The sequence below is a fragment of the Actinomadura madurae genome (genome assembly GCF_047130825.1).
GTDB lineage: Bacteria > Actinomycetota > Actinomycetes > Streptosporangiales > Streptosporangiaceae > Spirillospora > Spirillospora madurae.
Genome location: NZ_CP083237.1, coordinates 9,141,856 through 9,158,437, shown reverse-complemented (window position 1 = coordinate 9,158,437; position 16,582 = coordinate 9,141,856). Strand labels below are relative to the sequence as shown.

Below are 16,582 nucleotides of genomic sequence, written 5' to 3'. Positions count from 1 at the left end.
GCGGTGACTGCCGGAGCGACGGTTCTCGGCATCGCCGCCATGAGCGGCGTCTCACATGCTGAGACCTCGCAGCCCCCCGCCAGGCACGCGGCACATCCGCTCGGGGACCTGGCACTGAAGAAGGCCCCCCAACTGAAGAAGGCGACGCCCAAGAAGGCGACGCCGAAGAAGGCCGCCCAGAAGAAGGCGACGCCGAAGAAGATCGGCCTGAAGAAATCGGCCGCACCGAAAACCACAAAAACGACGAAGACTCCCATTAAGGCGAAAACCCGAAAAGCGGCAACAAAGAAGGCACAGCCGGGGGTCGGCCTTCACCTCGGCGCCACGCTGAAGTACGACGAGCGCACCAGGACCGCGAGCGCCGGCGTCGACCTCGGCGCGGGCCTCCGGACACCGGAGGGCGGCGCGGGCGTCCGGCTCCAGACCGGCGCGAGCGTCTCGCTGAACGACGCCACGGTGCAGGCGGGCACGCGGCTCGGCGCACGCGCCGCCTCGCCCGCCGGAACGGCGGGGCTGACGCTCGACACCGGCGCCACGGTGTCGGCGGGCCGGCAGCTCCTCAGCGCGCAGACCCGGCTCGGCGCCTCCGTCACGCCGGCCGGCGGCACGCCGCTGTCGGCGCAACTGTCCGTCGGCGCCTGCGTCGGCGGCGGATGCGAGGCCCCGACCCCGCCGACTCCCCCGACGCCGCCGACCCCGCCCACGCCGCCGACTCCCCCGGTGCCGCCCGGCGGGCCGACGCCGCCCGGTCCGTCGCCGGCGCCGCCGTCGCTCCCGTCGTCGCCGCTGCTGCCGGAGCTCCCGTCCGGCGGCGGCATGGGCCCCGGCGCGACCGCGGCCGGCGAGATCACGCCGCCGAAGGAGCTGCCCTTCACCGGCGCCGGCGCGCTGCCGCTGGTGGCGCTCGGCATCACCGCCATCGCCGCGGGCAGCGCCGCGGTGGCCGCGACCCGCAGGCGGCACGTCCGCGAGTCCTGAGCACCACCTTGAAAGGGGCGTCTCCCACCCGGGGGGCGCCCCTTCGGGTGTTCAGAGCGCCTCGGACTTCGCGACCTTCCACCCGCCGCCCGCCGGCTGGAGCAGCAGCCGGCGCATCTCGATCTTGTCGTTGTCGGTGCAGGTGCTCTCGCAGTCACCGACCAGGACCAGCGCCGTGAGCCCGGTCCCCGCCTCGCCGGAGCGCAGGCCGACCTCCAGTGCCGTCCCCCGCGCGACGGACGGTTCCCGCGACACCGTGTCGATCACCCCGCGCGCGTCCGTCCCCGGCCACGTCGCCCCCGACACGTCGGCCTTCGGCGACCCCGCCTTCAGCGAGTACAGGCTGTCGAGCAGCCACCCGCCCCCCTGCTTGACCATGGTCGCGCGCATCGGGTCCTGGAGCCGGGTCGGGTCGGCGTTCTCGGCGCGCACCGTCCGCTTGACGTACGACAGCACGGTCACCTGGCCGGACCTGGCGGACACGACGGCCGAGTCGACGACCTCCGTGCTGACCGAGCCCTTCTTGGACGCCAGCTCCTCCTTGTAGTCCCGCGTCCCGAGCTGCCGGTCGTAGTCCGCGCCGTAGCGGGGCGTCGACACCCGGTGCGCCGCCGCCACGTTCTCCTCGAACTCGGCGTGGTCGAAGCTGAGCACCGACGTGATCGCCTGCGCGGCCGGCGCGACCGCCTCCGCCGCCGCGGCGGGCGGGGCGACCGACCCGGTGTCGGCCTTCGCGGGATTCTCCCCCGAACCGTCCGACATCAGCAGCCACGCCGTCCCGCCCGCGGCGAGCGCGACGAGCGGCGCCACCACCGCCGCGGCGATCCCGAGCCCCCGGCGCCGCCGCCGCGGCGGGACGGTGTGCGGCTGCGGGGCCTGGTACGTCCCGCCCGAGTCGGTCCCGGCCGGCTGCGCCGGGCGCCCCACGGTCGGCGGCACCCGCGCGTCCCCGGCGAAGTGCGCGCCGGTGCTGAGCGCCCCCTCGTCCTCGGGGACGTCGTGCCCGCCGAGCAGGGTGAGCAGCACCTCCTGCGCCGCCGGCCGCATCGCCGGGTCCTTCGCGAGGCAGGACGCGACGACGCCGCGCAGCGACTCCGGCAGCGGCGACAGGTCCGGCTCGTAGTTCAGGATCCGGTGGAACACCGCGGAGATCGTGTCGTTGCCGAAGGGGTGCCGCCCCGTCGCCGCGAACAGCATCGTCGCCGCCCACGTGAACATGTCCACGCCGCTGCCGAGCTCGGCGTCGGTGACCTGCTCGGGCGCCATGTAGGACGGCGTGCCGACCACGCCGCTGCCCCGCGCCGACGCCGCGCCGATGACCCGCGCGATGCCGAAGTCGATGACGCGCGGACCGTCCGGCCCCATCAGCACGTTGGACGGCTTGAAGTCGCGGTGCAGGATCCCCGCCCGGTGGATCGCCGCGAGCGCCGTGACCGTCCCGATCGCCAGCCGGTCCAGGTCGGTCCCGATCCGCGGGCCCTGCTCGTTCACCAGCCCGCTGAGCGACGGCCCCGGCACGTACTCGCTCACGACGTACGGGAGGTCGCCGGAGATGTCGGCGTCCACGACCTGCGCCGTGCAGAACCCGGCCACCCGCCCGATCATCCGCATCTCGCGCTCGAACCGCGCCCGCCACTCCGGGCTGCGGCTGAGCTGGTCGCGCAGCAGCTTCACCGCCGCCCGCACGCCGTCCTCCCGGCGCCCCAGGTAGACGACGCTCTGCCCGCCCTCCCCGAGCCTCCCGACCAGTTCGTACCGCCCGAGCCGCGCCGGGTCTCCGGGCACCAGGGGACCGGGGGACGTCATGGGGAGCTCCTCAATCGCGTACCGACCCGCCACGGGGACCTGTACCCGCACAAGCCCCCGATGGCCACCTACCATCCTGTACACGTTAGACGTCCGTGATCAACCATGTGTTCTGAGTTAGCCCAGGGAGGCGACACCCCTGGAACCCCCGGGTCACGGTGGCCGGGGTGGTTCTCGCCGCGCCGTGCCACGCGGCGGCCCGTCCGTCTGTTCGCCGGTCAGACCCCGACCCCGGGGCCCGGGTCCGGACCCCGGGGTCGGGGTCGGGGTCGGCGAGTGCCCGGGCGAGGGCGTCGCCGGTGCCACGCGGCGCCTCCCCCGCCCGGGCGGCCCGCGTGAGCACCGTGAGCGCGGCGGCGCGCGGCCGGGCGCTCGGGGCCTCAGTCGGGTTCACGCGTTCATCGTGACCCGTCCCGGACAGAGATGTCAACTTAATAGGTAGAGAATATCGGGAGCCCTAGGCCTTCTCCAGGAAGTCGGCGCGCTCGTCGTCCAGGAGAGAGGCCAGCACGGTGGCGAGGCCGGGGTGGCCGGAGAGGTCCGGATCCGCGTCGACGAGGGCGGTCGCCTCCTCGCGTGCGTCGCGGATGACCTCCTCGTCCCGCTGGAGGGTGAGGAGGCGCAGGCTGGACGCGCGGCCCGCCTGCGCGGCGCCGAGGACGTCGCCCTCGCGGCGCTGCTCCAGGTCGAGGCGGGACAGCCGGAAGCCGTCGGTGGTCGAGGCGACCGCGTCGAGCCGTTCGCGCGCCTTGCCGCCCGGCGCGGCGTCGGTGACCAGCAGGCACAGGCCGTGCAGCGATCCCCGCCCGACGCGGCCGCGGAGCTGGTGGAGCTGGGAGACGCCGAACCGGTCCGCGTCCATGATCACCATGACGGTGGCGTTCGGCACGTCCACGCCCACCTCGATGACCGTGGTGGCGAGCAGGACGTCGACGTCCCCGGCGGTGAAGCGGCGCATCACCGCGTCCTTCTCGTCCGGGTGCAGCTTGCCGTGCAGGACGCCGATGCGCAGCCCGGCGAGGAGCTCCTCCAGCTTCGGCAGCACCTCCATGATCCCGAGCGGGGAGCGGCGCTCGCCCTCCTCCGCCACGACGGCGTCGCCCTCGTCGCCCTCCTGCTCGCCGATGCGCGGGCACACGATATAGACCTGCCGCCCGTTCGCCGCCTCCTCCTTGATCCGCTCCCAGGTGCGGGCGAGGAAGGCGGGCTTCTCGGGCGGGACGACATGGGTGCGGATCTCCGACCGCCCGGCCGGGAGCTGGCCGAGCACCGACGTCTCCAGGTCGCCGAAGACGGTCATCGCCACGGTCCGCGGGATCGGCGTCGCCGTCATGACCAGGACGTGCGGGCGGCCGCCGCCGGCCTTCTCCCGCAGGGCGTCGCGCTGCTCGACGCCGAAGCGGTGCTGCTCGTCCACGACGACGAGCCCGAGGTCGGCGAACTGGACGGTCTCCTGCAGCAGCGCGTGGGTGCCGACCACGATGCCGGCGGCTCCGGACGCCACGTCCAGCAGCGCCTCCTTGCGCGCCTTCGCGCCCTGCGACCCGGTCAGCAGCGCGACCCGGGTGGCGTGCTCCGCCCCGCCGATCTGCCCCGCCTGCGCCAGGTCGCCGAGCATCCCGGTGATCGAGCGGTGGTGCTGCTGCGCCAGCACCTCGGTGGGCGCGAGCAGCGCGGCCTGCCCTCCCCCGTCCACGACCTGCAGCATCGCCCGCAGCGCGACCACGGTCTTGCCCGCGCCGACGTCGCCCTGGAGCAGGCGGTGCATGGGGTGCTCGCGGGCCAGGTCGGCGGCTATCTCGTCGCCGACCTCGCGCTGGCCCTTGGTGAGCTCGAAGGGGAGGCGCGCGTCGAACTCCGCCTGGATGCCGCCGAAGGACGGGGGCCGCGGCTTGGCCGGGAGCGCCGCGGCGGCGACGCGGCGCTGCGCCAGCGCGATCTGGACGACGAACGCCTCGTCCCACTTCAGGCGCGCCCTGGCGCGGCCCAGCTCGTCCCAGGTGCGCGGCCGGTGGATGCCCTCGTAGGCCTCGCGCAGGCCGATCAGGTCGCGGCGCCGGAGCAGGGCCGCGGGCATCGGGTCGGCGGGCAGGTCCAGCTGGGACAGGACGGTCTCCACCGACGTGCTGATCGCCTCGATGGGCAGCGACTTGGTGGACGGGTAGATCGGGATGATCTCGTCGGCCCACTCCTGCGCGGCCTCCGCGGCGCCCTTCTCGGGGACGACCTTGTACTGCGGGTGCGCGAGCTGCCGCACGGGCCGGCCGCTGCGCGGCGCGTAGGTGCTGATCTTCCCGGCGAACAGGCCGCGCGTGCCGGGCGACAGGTCCTTCTCCGGCCGGTAGGAGCCCTTGCGGCCGAAGAAGCTCAGCTTGAGCTCGCCCGTCCCGTCCGTGACGGTGATCTCCAGGACGTAGCCGGGGTTGCGGGTGAGGGTGCGGCCCTGCACCTTGACGACCTCGGCCATGACGGTGACGTGCTCGCCGTCCTGCAGGCCGCTGAGCTGCGTCAGCTCGCCGCGGTGGGCGTAGCGGCGCGGGTAGTGGTGCAGCAGGTCGCCGACCGTGCGCAGGTCGAGGCCCTTCTCCAGCGCCTTGGCCGTCTTGTCGCCGAGGACCTTGCCCAGCGGCTCGTCGAGATTCGCCACGTGGTCTTTTCTAGCCCATGGGGGCGACGGGAATCACTCGACGCCGATGAGCAGCGGGTACCGCTCCTGGTCGCCGTCGTAGACGCCGACCTCCACGTCGGGGTGCGCGCGGCGCAGGTGATCTTCGAGGGCGGCGGCGAGGCCGGGCGGCGCGTGCCGACCGGCGATCAGGGTGACCAGCTCGCCGCCGCCCGACAGCATGCGGTCCAGGACGTCCGCGGCCACGGCGGCGACGTCCGCGCCGATCGTCGCGACGTCGCCCTCGATGAGGCCGAGGACGTCCCCCGGCTGGCAGAGCCCGACGCTCGTGACGGCCTCCTCGGCGGCGACCTCCAGGTGGCCGAAGCGGGTGGCGCCGGCGGCGCGCGTCATCTCGATGACGTCCTCGGCGAAGCGGCGGAGCGGGTCGTGCACCGCGAGCGCCGCCATGCCCTGGACGGACGCCTTGGTCGGCACCACGGCGATCCGCGCCCCGCCGTCCCGCGCGCGCTCGGCGGCGGCCTCGGCGAGCGACAGGACCTCCGGCTCGTTCGGCAGGACGGCCACCTCGTCGCCCGCCGCGAGGATCGCCGCCGCCAGCACCGCGAGCGGCGGGACGCCGCCGGACTCGCGCCGCACGACCCGGGCGCCGCACTCCTCGAACAGCGCGGCCAGCCCGTCGGCGGCGGTCACGGCGATCACCGCGCGGCCGGTGTGCGGCGCGTGCGGCTCCCCGGCGCCGGCGTGCAGGCAGGTGACGCGGATCCGGTGCGGGCGCCCCGCCGCCATGCCCGCCTCGATCGCCGCGCCGGCGTCGTCCACGTGGACGTGGACGTTCCACAGCCCGTCGCCGCCGACCACGACGAGCGAGTCGCCGAGGCCGTCGAGGCTCTCCCGCAGCGGGTGGACGGCGTCGTCGGAGGCGTCCAGCAGGTACATGACCTCGTAGCCGGGGCCCGGCGGCTCGGGCCGCTCCTCCGCGGGGGCGGGCGCCGCGGCGGAGCGGGCCGGAACTTCGTACCGCTCGGGGTACTCCTCGGTGACCACGGCGGCGAGGGCGTCGAGCACCACGCAGAGCCCGGCCGCGCCCGCGTCGACGACGCCGCTGCGGGCGAGCACCTCCAGCTGGCCGGTGGTCATGCGCAGCGCCCGCCGGGCGCCCGCCGAGGCCTCCCGCGCGGCCCCGGCCAGCCCGGTGTTCCGCGCGCAGGACGAGGCGGCCTCGGCGAGCACGCTCAGGATCGTCCCCTCGACGGGGTGCTCGACGGCGCCGCGGGCCAGGCCGGAGGCGTGGCCCAGGGCCCGCGCGAGCGCGGCGCCGTCCGGCGGTTCCTCCAGCGGGCCGAGGACGTCCGCGAGCCCCCGGAACACCTGGCTGAGGATCACGCCCGAGTTGCCCCGGGCGCCGAGCAGCGCCCCCTGGGCGAGCGCCCGCCACGTCCGGTGGCCGGCCGCGCCCTCCGGCAGCTCGTCGAGCGCGTCCGCCGCCGCGACGACGGTCAGGTGCAGGTTGGTCCCCGTGTCGCCGTCCGGGACGGGGAACACGTTGAGGGCGTCGATCTCGGCCCGGGTGCGGCCGAGCGCGTCCGCCGCCAGCCTGCACCACCGCCGCACCGCACCGCCGTCGAGGACGGCGCTTCGATCAGAGTGGCCCACAGCGCTCCTTTCCCGCGGCGCAAGCTTCGCACGCCGCACGGGATGCCCGGTCGATTCGCCTAGCCGACGGGCTGTCGGCTACTCTGATCCATGCGCCTCGTCCGAGGCGCTCATCAGTGAGCGCCCATGATGCCCGGTTCGCCCGCGGCGGCACCGGGCGGCGCTCCGGTTCAGAGCATCGACACCACTTGGAGTTTCCCGTGGCTTCCGTCTGCGACGTCTGCGGCAAGGGACCCGGTTTCGGCATGCGCGTCTCCCACTCGCACCGCCGCACCCCGCGCCGCTGGAACCCCAACATCCAGCGCGTGCGCGCCGTCGTGAACGGCACCACCAAGCGGATCAACGCCTGCACCTCCTGCATCAAGGCCGGCAAGATCGTCAAGCCGACGGTCTGATCGCGCCGCCGAGCGGGTAGGGGTCACCCCCGGCACGGTCCACGAGGGCTTCGGCCGGCTCATCGGAGATGTCCGATGAGCCGGCTTTCTGCGTCCAGGGGCGATCGCGTTCTCAGGACCGGTGGCGCCAGGCGTGGTCGACGGGGCCGATGCCGGCGCCGAGCGGGAAGCCCGCCGCGATCGCGCCCGTCACGTACTCCTTCGCCTTCGCCACCGCGCCCGGGACGTCCTCGCCCAGCGCCAGGTGGGACGCGATGGCGGACGCGAGCGTGCAGCCCGTCCCGTGCGTGTGCCGGTTGTCGTGCCGGGGCGCGGTGAAGCGGTGCTCGCGCTCCCCGTCGAACAGCAGGTCGGTGGGATCGCCCGGCAGGTGGCCGCCCTTGATCAGGACCCAGGCGGGGCCGAGCGCCTTGACGGCCTCGGCGGCCTCGCGCAGCCCGGCCTCGTCCACCACCTTGACGCCGGTGAGCTGCTCGACCTCGTACAGGTTCGGCGTGACGACGGTCGCGGCCGGCAGCAGGGCCGTCCGGACGGCGTCCACGGCGTCCGGGGCGAGCAGCGAGTCGCCGTGCTTGGACACGCCCACCGGGTCGACGACGGCGGGGGCGTCCGACGCGGCCAGCGCCTCGGCGACGGTCTCGACCAGAACGGTGGACGCGAGCATGCCGGTCTTGAGCGCGTGGACGCCGATGTCGGACAGCACCGAGTCGAGCTGGGCGCGGACCGCCTCGGGCGGCAGCTCCCAGTAGCCCTGGACGCCGAGGGAGTTCTGCGCGGTGACGGCGGCGACGACGCTCATCCCGTGCACGCCCTGGGCGAGCATGGTCTTCAGGTCCGCCTGGATGCCGGCGCCGCCGCCGGAGTCGGAGCCCGCGATGGTGAGCACGAGGGGAGGGGCCTTCGGAGCGCGCGTCATGCCGTCCACTTTATGGCGATCCGGCGGGAGCGGCGATCTCAGACGAGCGTGCAGGGCAGCCGGTTCAGCACGCAGGCGGACGGCGTGGACGCCGTGCCGCGCGCGGTGAACACGATCCGCACCGTGGCACCGGGCGCGATGGCGGTACGGCCCCGGACGAAGGGGGTGGTCCCGCCCCGGACGACGGTGGCGCCGCTGACGGCGGTGACGGTGGCGTTCGGGATCTTGAAGGCGAGGGCCCACGCCGCGACGGGCTGGCGTCCCTTGTTGGCGATGGTGGCGGTGGCCTTGAAGCCGCCCGGTGTCCGGGACGCGACGCGGAAGGCGACGATGAGGCCGTCGGGGCGGTCGCCGCGGCTGGCGCGCTCGCCGGGGCCGCGCTGGGAGACCTGGCTGTCGCGCGGGTCGGTCTGCGTCGTGCGGGGGGAGCCGCCGGCGAAGTTGAGGGAGATCTGCTGGGTGCTCAGCGCGTAGGAGACGATCCCCACCGCGATGACGAGCGCGACGATCGGGAGCAGAGGGAGCGGGAGCACGGAGACGAACCTGGTCCAGCCGCGCCCGCCGGGGGCGCCGGGGGCGCCGGACGTGTCCGCCTGCTCCGGCGGATCGGGGGGTTCGCGCGGCTGCTCGGGGAGCGTCGTGCCCGGGGCGCCCGGGTAGTCGCCGGGATAGTCCCCCGGGAGCGGCTCGAACCGGAACGGGCCGGGCGGGTCGTGGCGGCGGTCGGCGACCGGTCGCGCTCCCCGGCGGGCCTGGTCGTTCGGCTCCACGACGACCCGGTCGTCGGTCGGTCCGGAGAAGGCGTCGTAGGTGGGGTCGACCGGAGCCCCGTAGTACGAACCCCGGGGCGTGCCGGCGCCCCGTGGGGGTTCGTCGTCCGGTTGCTCAAACCTGGAGTGTCGTCCCATCCCATCCCTCTTCGATCACAGGATGTATACCAAACCCGTACCAAACATGCCTACCGGATGCGTCAACGCACACGGCTGTACGCGCTGGGTGCACGACGCGTTCAGGTGGGGAAGTGGTCCCACGCGCCGGCGGGCGGCTCGCGGCCGTCCACCCGCACGCCGGCCCCTTTCACCACGTCACCGATCCGCGTCCACGACGCCGGCAGGGCGGACGGCGGGAACGTCGCGGCGAACGCGTGGTCCTCGCCGCCGGTGAGGACGTGCCGCAGCCCGTCCGGCCCGAGGATCTCCGGGACGGGCACGGCCGCCGAGTCTATGTCGATGCGGACACCGCTCGCGTCCGCGATGTGGCCGAGGTCCTGGACGAGCCCGTCGCTCACGTCGAGCAGCGCGGTGGCGCCGTGGGCCCGCGCCTCGTCCCCGGCCGCGTAGGGAGGCTCCGGACGGCGGTGGGCCGCCAGCAGCTCCTCCGGGACGTCCTCGCCGGCGCCGAGCAGCGCCAGCCCGGCGGAGGCGAACCCGAGCCGCCCCCGCAGCGCCACGACGTCGCCCGGACGCGCCCCGGACCGGGTCAGCGGCGCCGCGCCGCCAAGGTCGCCGAGCGCGGTGACGGCGAGGGTGATCTCCGGCGCCCCGGCGACGTCGCCGCCCGCGACGGACGCGCCCGCCGCGCGGCACTCGTCGGCGAGGCCGTCGTAGAGCCGCCCGGCCCAGGCGGCGCCGGTGCCGGGCGGCGCGGCGAACCCGACGAGCAGCGCGGTCGGTCGGGCGCCCATCGCGACGACGTCGGCGAGGTTCTGCGCGGCGGCCTTGCGCCCGATGTCGTAGGGGCCGGACCAGTCGCGGCGGAAGTGCCGGCCCTCCACGAGCAGGTCGGTGGTGGCGACGACGCGCCCGTCCGGCGCCGCGATCACCGCCGCGTCGTCGCCCGGCCCGAGAAGGACCTGCGGGCCCTGGGGCAGCCGCCGGGTCAGCAGGCCGATCAGCCCGAACTCGCCCAGCTCCCCGATGGTGCCCATCCGCCGCCTTCTCCCCGTTTCACATGTTTCCCACCGGTCTCACCGGGCACGCCGTACCCCGGCCGCCCGCGGCGGCGCGTAACACGATACGGTGAACCGTCCGACGGTTGATTCTCCGCCCGGGGAGGACGTGATGGTGCAGGCCTACATCCTCATCCAGACCGAAGTCGGGAAGGCCGCCGAGGTGGCCAGTCACATCTCCGGCATATCGGGCGTCACGCTGGCGGAGGACGTCACGGGGCCCTACGACGTGATCGTCCGGGCGGAGGCGCGCAACGTCGACGAGCTGGGCAAGCTCGTCGTGGCGCAGATCCAGGCGGTCGAGGGAATCACGCGCACGCTCACGTGCCCGATCGTCCACATCTGAGAGGCGCGCGGAGCGGAGCACGGGCGGAGTGGAGAGCGCCGTACAGATGCCCTCGAAGGGTCCGGGCCGGCGTCCCGGCAACGGGCGCGCGGCACGGCTCGCCCCGGCCCTGATCGGCGCCGCGCTGCTGGCCGCGGCCTGCGGCGACGGGGCGGTGCAGGTCCCGGTCCCGAGTCCGGACACCGCGACGAGCCGGCTGTGCGCGGGGCTGCGGTTGCCCGAGAAGGTGCACGGCGAGAAGCGCCGCGACACCTCCCCGAGCTCGCCGCTGACCGCGGCCTGGGGCTCTCCCGCGATCGCGCTGCGCTGCGGCGTGCCGCGGCCCGCCACGTTGAAGCCCACCTCGGAGCTGGTGACGATCAACGGGATCGACTGGTTCGGCATGCCCGCCGACCGGCCGGTCACGTTCACCGCGGTCGGCCGGCAGGCCTACGTCGAGGTGACGGTACCGCCCAAGTACAACCCGGCCGGCGACGTGCTCATCGAACTGGGCCCGGCGATCAGATCGACGATCCCGGCCAAGCCCGAGGGCCAGATCTGATCACGGCCCCGCCCGCCCTCCGGCCCTGCCCGTGCCCCGGTGGATGGCGCGCCGCCCGGCCGCCGTGCGCGCGAGGGTCCCGCGATCCGCGCGGCACGGTCCTCGGCAGGCCGGCGGCGGCCGATCCACGATGGCGGGCGTCCGGGCGGTCGAGGCGGGCCCCGGCAGGGAGCCAGGACAACCCGGGGATGAGGAGCCAGCTCGCCCATGGAATCCAGAGACGTCCCGGAGTCGGTGCGGAGCCTCGCCGAACTCTTCCAGCGCACGGCCGGAGCGCGGGCCGGGCAGGTCGCCCTTCGCTCTTCGGACGGCGCCGTGGAGCTCACCTGGCGGGAGTACGCCGAGCGTGTGCGGCGGATCGCCGGCGGCCTCGCCTCGCTCGGCGTCCGCCATGGGGACACGGTGGCGCTCATGCTCACCAACCGTCCCGAATTCCATCTCGTGGACACGGCCGCGCTGCACCTCGGCGCCACGCCCTTCTCGGTCTACAACACGAGCCCGCCGTCGCAGATCGCCCACCTGTTCTCCAACGCCGGCAACCGGGTCGTGGTGACCGAGCGGCAGTGGGTGCCGGCGGTCCGCGCCGCGGGCGGGGCGGTGGAGCACGTCGTCTGCGTCGACGGCGCGGCCGAGGGCGCGCTGACGCTGGCCGACCTCGAAGACCGGACTCCGGAGTCGTTCGACTTCGAGGCCCGCTGGCGGGCGGTGGGCCCCGAGGACCTGGTCACCCTGATCTACACCTCCGGGACGACGGGGCCGCCGAAGGGCGTCGAGGTGGAGCACCGCGCGATCCTCGCGTGCCTGCGCAGCGGCCTCGCGCTCCCCCACGTGGGTGCGGGCGCACGGGCCGGGCGCCTGGTCTCCTACCTTCCGGACGCGCACGTGGCCAACCGGTACTTCAGCCACTACCTGGCGATGGCCGGCGGCTCCTCGATCACCACCGTGGCCGACCTGAAGAGCGTGGCCCAGGTGCTGCCCGCGGTTCGGCCGACCGTCTTCCTCGGCGTCCCGGCCTTCTGGTACCGGATCCAGGCCGCGCTCACCCAGGCGATCGACGCGCAGGGCGGCCCGCGCCGGCGCCTCGCCGGCTGGGCCGTCCGCGTCGGCCGCGAGGCCGCGGACCGGCGGGCCTCCGGCCGCGCGCTCCCGGCCCGCCTGGCGGTCCGGCGGGCCGCCGCGGACCGGCTGGTGCTGCGGCGGCTCCGGGCCCGGATCGGCCTGGACGGGGCGGACGCGGTCATCACCGGTTCCGCCCCGATCGCCGCCGACGCCGTCCGGTTCTTCCAGTCGCTCGGCATCGAGCTGTGCGAGGGGTGGGCGATGTCGGAGTCATCCGCGGCCGGGGCGATCAACCTTCCGGGCGGAATACGGCCCGGGACGGTCGGCCGGCCGATGCGGGACGTCGAGGTGCGGGTGGCGGCCGACGGGGAGCTGCTGCTCCGCGCGCCGACGCTGATGCGGGGCTACCGCGGGGACAAGGAGCGGACGGCCGAGGCGATCGACGCGGACGGCTGGCTGCACACCGGCGACGTGGGCACGGTCGACGCCGACGGGTACGTCACGATCGTCGACCGCAAGAAGGACCTGATCGTCAACACCTCGGGCAAGAACATGTCGCCGGCCAACATCGAGAACGCCGTGCTGGCCTCCTGCCCGCCGGTCGGCTCGGTGATCGCGGTCGGCGACCGCCGCCCCTACGTGGTCGCGCTGATCACCCTCGACCCCGTCGCCGCGCGGGCCTTCGCCGACGCGCGCGGCATCGCCGGCGGCGAGGACGTCGCGGTGCTCGCCCGCGCCCCCGAGATGCGCGCGGCCGTCGAGGCGGGGGTCGCGCGCGCGAACGCGACGCTGTCGCGGGTCGAGCAGATCAAGGACTTCCAGATCCTGCCGGAGACGTGGACCCCGGGCGGCGCGGAACTGACTCCGACGAACAAGCTGCGGCGGCGGGCGATCGCCGACCGGTACGCGGAGGAGATCGAGGCCCTCTACCGGCGGGAACGGCGGCCGGACCGGTTCCCGGAGCGGAGCTCCAGCGGAGCGGAGGGAGCCGGACCGGCCTGCTCTTCCGGGGGGTGTGGGGGGTCGTCCCCCCACAGGAAACCGGACCGGACCCGCTGACGACGCCGGCCCGCCGTCACTCCGTGGCGGGCGTCCGCGGGCGCCCGCCACCGGGGCGGTACGCGCCGGGCGGCTGCCCGGTCCACCGGCGGAACGCGCGGCGGAACGCGCTCGCCTCCGAGAACCCCAGCCGCCTCGCCAGATCCTCGACGGACTCCTCGCCGCGGGTCAGGCTGGCGATGGCGGCCTCCCGCAGCAGGTCCTCCTTGAGCTGGCCGATCGAGGTGTGCTCGGCGCGCAGCAGCCTGCGCAGGTGCTGGGTGCTCACGTTGAGCCGCGCGGCGATGTCGTCCGGCGCCGGCCAGTGCCCGCTCAGCCCGCGGGCGAGGATCGCGCGCACCTGGTCCGCGGTGGACGATCCGTAGTCGCGGGTCGCGAGCCACACGTGCGGCTGGTCGGCGAGGTAGTCCGCGAGCTGCTGCTCGTCCCGCACCAGCGGCGCGGTCAGCAGCTCGCGGTCGAAGGCCAGCACCAGCCCGCCGGCGTCGAACCGCGGGTGCCGGCCGAACACGGTCTCGTAGTCCGCGGCGTACGCGGGGGACGGCCAGGGCAGGCGCAGCTCGCGCAGGGCGATCCGCCGCCCGACGAGCCAGCCGAGGACCCGGTGCACCACCGTGGCGAGGAGCTCGGCGCCCAGATGATCGGGATCGTCCAGCCGGCCGACGTCGATCTCCACCTCGACGAGCGCGGCACCGGCCGTCACCCGCAGCCGGGGCGTGCCCAGCACCTCGCCGGCCTCGGCCAGCCGCTGCAGCGCCGCCCGCAGGTCCGGGACGTGGATCACCGAGCGCATCATGAGCTGGAACGCGCCCAGGGGCACGGGCGGTCCCAGCCCGAACAGCTCGTCCCCGGTCAGGATCCACAGCTCCTGGGTCAGCTCCCCGACCTGGGAGATCGTCACGGCGGCACCGCCGGACGGGTCCGCGACGCTCGCGGGCAGGCCCGCGCGCCGCAGCAGCGACGCCGCGTCCAGGCCCTGCCGCTCGCCGACGCGCACCAGCCGCCGGGCCATGTCCCCCGCCGGCGCCGACCTGCTGCTCACGGACGCACCCTAGCGCCCGGACCGGCGGCCGCCGAGCCGCGGGCCGCGTGCGCGCGGCGGTCACGGAACGTGCGAGGCACGGTGCTCGGCCGGACGGGCGGAGATCCGTAGCTTCGCCGGTATGTTCCACACGCAGAAGGTCGGAGTCTGGAGCGACCCCGTCGAGTTCGCGGTGACGGCGGAGCGCACGGTCGCCTACGCCGAGGCCACCAACGACCCCATCGCCGCGCATCGTGACGGCACTCTGGCGCCTCCCGTGTTCGCCGTCGTCCCGGGCTTCTCCGTCATGGCGCGGCGGACGCTGGCCGCGGCACCGGAATCGGCGGCCGGCCGGATCCTGCACGGCCGGCACGATCTGCGGATCCACCGTCCGATCGTGCCCGGCGACGTGCTCAGCACTCGCGCGCAGGTCGTCGGCGTCCACGCGCGGAGCTCCGGTGTGGTGGTGACCACGCTGGTGGAGACGCGGGACGCGGCGGCGGAACCGGTCAACGAGCAGCACTTCACCGGCTTCTTCCGCGGCGCGCGGCACACCGGCGGGGACGCCGGGCGCACGGCTCCCGACCACGGCCCGGCCGGCGACGCGCCCGGCCGGACGCCCGACGCCACCGTGGTCCAGAAGTTCGACGACGACCAGACCTTCCGCTACGCGGAGGCGTCCGGGGACACCATGCCCGTCCACCTCGACGAGGATTTCGCCCGCCGGGCGGGCCTGCCGGGGATCATCGTCCACGGCCTCTGCACGATGGCCTTCACGTGCCACGCCCTGATCGGGCACGCCGCGCCCGGCGACCCGGCCCGGCTGCGGCGGCTGGCCGTGCGGTTCAGCGCTCCGGCGCGTCCCGGCCAGACGATCACCACGACCGTGTGGACGTCCGGGACCGACCGGTACTCCTTCGAGACGGCCGGCGACGACGGCACGCCCGTGATCACCGACGGCCACGCCGAGTTCACCGCCTGACGGACCGCACGCGGAAGGAGATTCCCATGTCACGCAAGGTCTTCGTCATCGGCGTCGGAATGACGAGGTTCGAGAAGCCCGGCCGCCGCGAGGGCTGGGACTACCCGGCGATGGTCGCCGAGTCCGGGTCGGCGGCGCTGGCGGACGCCGGCGTCACGTTCGCCGACGTCGGAGAGGTGTACGCCGGATACGTCTACGGCGACTCCACCAGCGGCCAGCGGGCCGTCTACGAGCTGGGCATGACCGGTGTGCCGGTCGTCAACGTGAACAACAACTGCGCCACCGGATCGTCGGCGCTGTGGCTGGCCGCCCGCGCCGTCGCCGGCGGGCTCGCCGGCTGCGCGCTCGCGGTCGGGTTCGAGCGGATGTCGCCGGGATCGCTCTCGGAGGTCTGGACGGACCGGGCCCGCCCGCTGGAGCGGCACATCGGCGCGCTGGCCGAGCTGCGCGGGCCGGGCGCTCCGATGGCGCCGTGGATGTTCGCCGCGGCCGGCCTGGAGCACATGGAGCGGTACGGCACGACCGCCGAGCAGTTCGCGCGGATCGCGCAGAAGAACCACAAGCATTCGGTGAACAACCCCTACGCCCAGTTCCGGCGCGAGTTCACCCTCGACGAGATCTTGAGCGCGCCGGCCGTCGTCGAGCCGCTCACCAGGCTTCAGTGCTCCCCGACTTCGGACGGGTCGGCGGCGGCGGTGCTGGCCGACGAGGAGTTCGTCGACCGCCACGGCCTCGCCGGCCGGGCGGTCGAGATCGTGGGGCAGTCCGTCGTGACCGACCTGGAGAGCACCTTCGACGGCACCGCCGCCGCGATCGTCGGGGCGCACATGAGCCGGGCCGCGGCCAGGCAGGTCTACGAGCAGGCGGGGATCGGCCCGGACGATGTGGACGTCATCGAGCTGCACGACTGCTTCTCCACCAACGAGCTGCTCACCTACGAGGCCCTCGGGCTGTGCGCGCCCGGCGAGGGCGGCAAGCTCGTCGACGCCGGGGAGACGACCTACGGCGGCACCTGGGTGGTCAACCCGTCCGGCGGCCTGATCTCCAAGGGCCACCCGCTGGGCGCGACGGGACTCGCGCAGTGCGCGGAGCTGACCTGGCAGCTGCGCGGCACGGCCGGCCTCCGCCAGGTCCCCGCGGCCGCGTCCCGGACGGGTGTCGCGCTCGCGCACAACATCGGCCTCGGCGGCGCCGCCGTCGTCACCGCGTACCGGCCCGCCGAGCGGTGAGCTCCGCACCCCCGGGAGGA

Annotated in this window: 14 protein-coding genes; 7 read left to right on the top strand and 7 right to left on the bottom strand. The window is 74.9% G+C overall.

What is annotated here, in order from left to right; genetic code table 11:
• The first annotated feature begins 3 nt into the window (after positions 1 to 3).
• Complete coding sequence (locus tag K8Z49_RS42870; RefSeq protein ID WP_412516849.1) at positions 4 to 978, top strand: hypothetical protein; 975 nt, start codon at positions 4 to 6, stop codon at positions 976 to 978.
• A 51-nt stretch (positions 979 to 1,029) separates the two neighbouring features.
• Here K8Z49_RS42870 and K8Z49_RS42865 read toward each other — a convergent pair whose 3' ends face one another.
• The 3 genes from K8Z49_RS42865 to K8Z49_RS42855 all read right to left on the bottom strand — a co-directional run bounded on the left by K8Z49_RS42865 (position 1,030) and on the right by K8Z49_RS42855 (position 7,066).
• A complete protein-coding gene (locus tag K8Z49_RS42865; protein WP_024935319.1) occupies positions 1,030 to 2,784 on the bottom strand; it encodes a serine/threonine-protein kinase in 1,755 nt (584 codons plus the stop codon).
• A 457-nt stretch (positions 2,785 to 3,241) separates the two neighbouring features.
• Positions 3,242 to 5,431: an ATP-dependent DNA helicase RecG gene (recG, locus tag K8Z49_RS42860; protein WP_412516848.1), complete on the bottom strand. Its 2,190-nt coding sequence runs from the start codon at positions 5,429 to 5,431 to the stop codon at positions 3,242 to 3,244.
• 33 nt (positions 5,432 to 5,464) lie between these two features.
• Positions 5,465 to 7,066: a DAK2 domain-containing protein gene (locus tag K8Z49_RS42855; RefSeq protein WP_412516847.1), complete on the bottom strand. Its 1,602-nt coding sequence runs from the start codon at positions 7,064 to 7,066 to the stop codon at positions 5,465 to 5,467.
• A 200-nt stretch (positions 7,067 to 7,266) separates the two neighbouring features.
• Here K8Z49_RS42855 and rpmB point away from each other — a divergent pair, with 200 nt between their 5' ends.
• Positions 7,267 to 7,461, top strand: coding sequence for a 50S ribosomal protein L28 (gene rpmB, locus K8Z49_RS42850; protein WP_021600139.1), 195 nt, complete (start codon positions 7,267 to 7,269; stop codon positions 7,459 to 7,461).
• A 112-nt stretch (positions 7,462 to 7,573) separates the two neighbouring features.
• On the opposite strand, the gene thiD is transcribed toward rpmB, so the two are convergent.
• The 3 genes from thiD to K8Z49_RS42835 form a co-directional block, all read right to left on the bottom strand.
• On the bottom strand, positions 7,574 to 8,377 hold the full coding sequence (thiD, locus tag K8Z49_RS42845; protein ID WP_024935321.1) for a bifunctional hydroxymethylpyrimidine kinase/phosphomethylpyrimidine kinase: 804 nt from the start codon (positions 8,375 to 8,377) through the stop codon (positions 7,574 to 7,576).
• A 38-nt stretch (positions 8,378 to 8,415) separates the two neighbouring features.
• On the bottom strand, positions 8,416 to 9,285 hold the full coding sequence (locus K8Z49_RS42840; RefSeq protein WP_075019622.1) for a cellulose binding domain-containing protein: 870 nt from the start codon (positions 9,283 to 9,285) through the stop codon (positions 8,416 to 8,418).
• Between the two features lie 101 nt (positions 9,286 to 9,386).
• Entirely contained in the window at positions 9,387 to 10,304 is a 918-nt protein-coding gene (locus tag K8Z49_RS42835) for a thiamine-phosphate kinase (protein WP_075019621.1), read from the bottom strand.
• 133 nt (positions 10,305 to 10,437) lie between these two features.
• Here K8Z49_RS42835 and K8Z49_RS42830 point away from each other — a divergent pair, with 133 nt between their 5' ends.
• The 3 genes from K8Z49_RS42830 to K8Z49_RS42820 all read left to right on the top strand — a co-directional run bounded on the left by K8Z49_RS42830 (position 10,438) and on the right by K8Z49_RS42820 (position 13,330).
• Entirely contained in the window at positions 10,438 to 10,671 is a 234-nt protein-coding gene (locus tag K8Z49_RS42830) for an Lrp/AsnC family transcriptional regulator (protein ID WP_021600577.1), read from the top strand.
• Positions 10,672 to 10,717: 46 nt separating this feature from the next.
• Positions 10,718 to 11,212 carry a DUF3515 domain-containing protein gene (locus tag K8Z49_RS42825; RefSeq protein ID WP_024935323.1) on the top strand — a complete coding sequence of 165 codons (495 nt, stop codon included), beginning with the start codon at positions 10,718 to 10,720 and terminating at the stop codon, positions 11,210 to 11,212.
• A 207-nt stretch (positions 11,213 to 11,419) separates the two neighbouring features.
• Positions 11,420 to 13,330 carry an AMP-dependent synthetase/ligase gene (locus K8Z49_RS42820; protein ID WP_412516846.1) on the top strand — a complete coding sequence of 637 codons (1,911 nt, stop codon included), beginning with the start codon at positions 11,420 to 11,422 and terminating at the stop codon, positions 13,328 to 13,330.
• Positions 13,331 to 13,346: 16 nt separating this feature from the next.
• Here the strand turns inward: K8Z49_RS42820 and K8Z49_RS42815 are convergent, their stop codons facing one another.
• Positions 13,347 to 14,372, bottom strand: a complete 1,026-nt coding sequence (locus K8Z49_RS42815; protein WP_075019619.1) for an AraC family transcriptional regulator — start codon at positions 14,370 to 14,372, stop codon at positions 13,347 to 13,349.
• 121 nt (positions 14,373 to 14,493) lie between these two features.
• Here K8Z49_RS42815 and K8Z49_RS42810 point away from each other — a divergent pair, with 121 nt between their 5' ends.
• Positions 14,494 to 15,333 (top strand): MaoC/PaaZ C-terminal domain-containing protein, encoded by an 840-nt coding sequence (locus tag K8Z49_RS42810; protein ID WP_412516845.1) that lies wholly within the window; start codon positions 14,494 to 14,496, stop codon positions 15,331 to 15,333.
• 26 nt (positions 15,334 to 15,359) lie between these two features.
• Positions 15,360 to 16,562: a lipid-transfer protein gene (locus K8Z49_RS42805; RefSeq protein WP_412516844.1), complete on the top strand. Its 1,203-nt coding sequence runs from the start codon at positions 15,360 to 15,362 to the stop codon at positions 16,560 to 16,562.
• The last annotated feature ends 20 nt before the right edge of the window (positions 16,563 to 16,582 follow it).

Excerpts from the sequence above, each read along its gene's own strand:
- K8Z49_RS42865 (WP_024935319.1), bottom strand. The coding sequence starts at position 2,784 with ATGACGTCCCCCGGTCCCCTGGTGCCCGGAGACCCGGCGCGGCTCGGG.
- thiD (WP_024935321.1), bottom strand. The coding sequence starts at position 8,377 with ATGACGCGCGCTCCGAAGGCCCCTCCCCTCGTGCTCACCATCGCGGGC.
- K8Z49_RS42840 (WP_075019622.1), bottom strand. The coding sequence starts at position 9,285 with ATGGGACGACACTCCAGGTTTGAGCAACCGGACGACGAACCCCCACGG.
- K8Z49_RS42835 (WP_075019621.1), bottom strand. The coding sequence starts at position 10,304 with ATGGGCACCATCGGGGAGCTGGGCGAGTTCGGGCTGATCGGCCTGCTG.
- K8Z49_RS42830 (WP_021600577.1), top strand. The coding sequence starts at position 10,438 with ATGGTGCAGGCCTACATCCTCATCCAGACCGAAGTCGGGAAGGCCGCC.
- K8Z49_RS42825 (WP_024935323.1), top strand. The coding sequence starts at position 10,718 with ATGCCCTCGAAGGGTCCGGGCCGGCGTCCCGGCAACGGGCGCGCGGCA.
- K8Z49_RS42820 (WP_412516846.1), top strand. The coding sequence starts at position 11,420 with ATGGAATCCAGAGACGTCCCGGAGTCGGTGCGGAGCCTCGCCGAACTC.
- K8Z49_RS42810 (WP_412516845.1), top strand. The coding sequence starts at position 14,494 with ATGTTCCACACGCAGAAGGTCGGAGTCTGGAGCGACCCCGTCGAGTTC.
- K8Z49_RS42805 (WP_412516844.1), top strand. The coding sequence starts at position 15,360 with ATGTCACGCAAGGTCTTCGTCATCGGCGTCGGAATGACGAGGTTCGAG.